This window comes from Micromonospora sp. KC606, assembly GCF_004348675.1.
In the GTDB taxonomy this organism is placed as follows: domain Bacteria; phylum Actinomycetota; class Actinomycetes; order Mycobacteriales; family Micromonosporaceae; genus Micromonospora.
The window spans coordinates 1-1,376 of the sequence record NZ_SMKN01000405.1 but is presented as its reverse complement, the minus strand read 5'-3'; the positions used below and the strand labels follow the sequence as shown (position 1 = coordinate 1,376).

General features: G+C 73.6%; 1 protein-coding gene. It reads right to left on the bottom strand.

Going from position 1 to position 1,376, the window contains the following annotated elements:
• Positions 1 to 120 precede the first annotated feature (120 nt).
• On the bottom strand, positions 121 to 930 hold the full coding sequence (locus E1193_RS31400) for a DNA-formamidopyrimidine glycosylase family protein (protein ID WP_132186739.1): 810 nt from the start codon (positions 928 to 930) through the stop codon (positions 121 to 123).
• Positions 931 to 1,376: the final 446 nt, after the last annotated feature.

Here is a 1,376-nt window from a genome sequence, read left to right as displayed (position 1 = left end):
TCCTCGACCTGCTCGTCGCCAGCCGCCTGGTCGGGATCCTGGAAGTTGACGGCCCATGGAGGGGCCACTTCCTACCAAGATCTCTTCGGTCCGCGGGCGGCCGGGTGGGGCCGGGGATGGTCAGGCGGGTTGGCAGGTGGGGCACCAGTAGAGGTTGCGGCCGGCCAACGTGTCCCGGCTGACCGGGGTGGCGCAGACGTGGCAGGGCGAGCCTGGGCGGCGGTAGACGTACACCTCGCCGCCGTGCCGATCGACCCTGGCGGGCCGGCCCATCGCCTCCGGCAGGTGGGCGTCGCGGACGGTGTCGATCCGCCCGTACGCGACGGCCCGGGTCATCAGCGCGACCAGATCAGCCCAGAGCGCGTCCCAGGCGGCCGGGGACAGGTCGCGGCCGGGCAGCGTCGGCGGCAGCCCGGCCCGGAACAGCGCCTCGGTGACGAAGATCAGCCCGGTGCCGGCCACCACCGACTGGTCCAGCAGCAGCGCGGCGAGTGGGGTTGGGCTGCGGCGGATCCGGCGGTACGCCCGCTGCGGGTCGGCGTCGGCGCGCAGCGGGTCCGGGCCGAGCCGATCGCGCAGCGCCGCCACCTCGGGCGGGGTCAGCAGCTCGCAGGCGGTGGGCCCGCGCAGGTCGAGCCAGTGCCGGTCGCTGGTCAGCCGCAGCCGGACCTGTCCGACCGGCTCTGGCGGCCCGCCGTCACCGTCGGTGAACCTGCCGTAGAGGCCCAGGTGGACGTGGAGGATCAGCTCGCCGGCGTGGTGGTGCAGCAGGTGCTTGCCGTACGCCTCGGTGCCGTCGAGGACGGTGCCGCAGAGACGGGCGGCGCCCTCGGCGAAGCGGCCCTGCGGGCTGGCGGCGGTGACCTTGTGACCGGCGAAGAGCACGGCGTGACGGGCCGCCAGGCGGTGGATGGTGTGTCCCTCTGGCACGGGGGCCAAGGGTACCCACCGCGAGCTTCGGGGCCGGCGAGCGGGCGATCCTCGCCGGCGTGCCAGTACGCGTGCCGCCCGGGGCCGGCGGTCCCGGACGCCGGCAGGGCCGCCCACCCCCGCCGGGCAGGTCGTGACGCTCAGGGTGATCCACTCCGACTGCGCCAGGTCGCGGTGGCCCCGGCCCAGGACGCCGCTCCTTGCGGCAAGAAGAGTCAAGCATCCGGGGCGAGCAACACCGGGAGGCAGGTCCGCGAAGGGAGATCCACTCCGACTGCGCCACATTGCGGTGAATTTCGCCCCGGACACCGCCGTTTGCGCCATACAGAGGTGGATCACGGGGACGGGTAAGGAGAGCGGACCCGGTGAACGGCAGAGAGGGCGGACACGGTGAACGGCAGAGAGGGCGGACACGGGGAGGGGTAAGGAGAGAGGTAAAGAGCTGT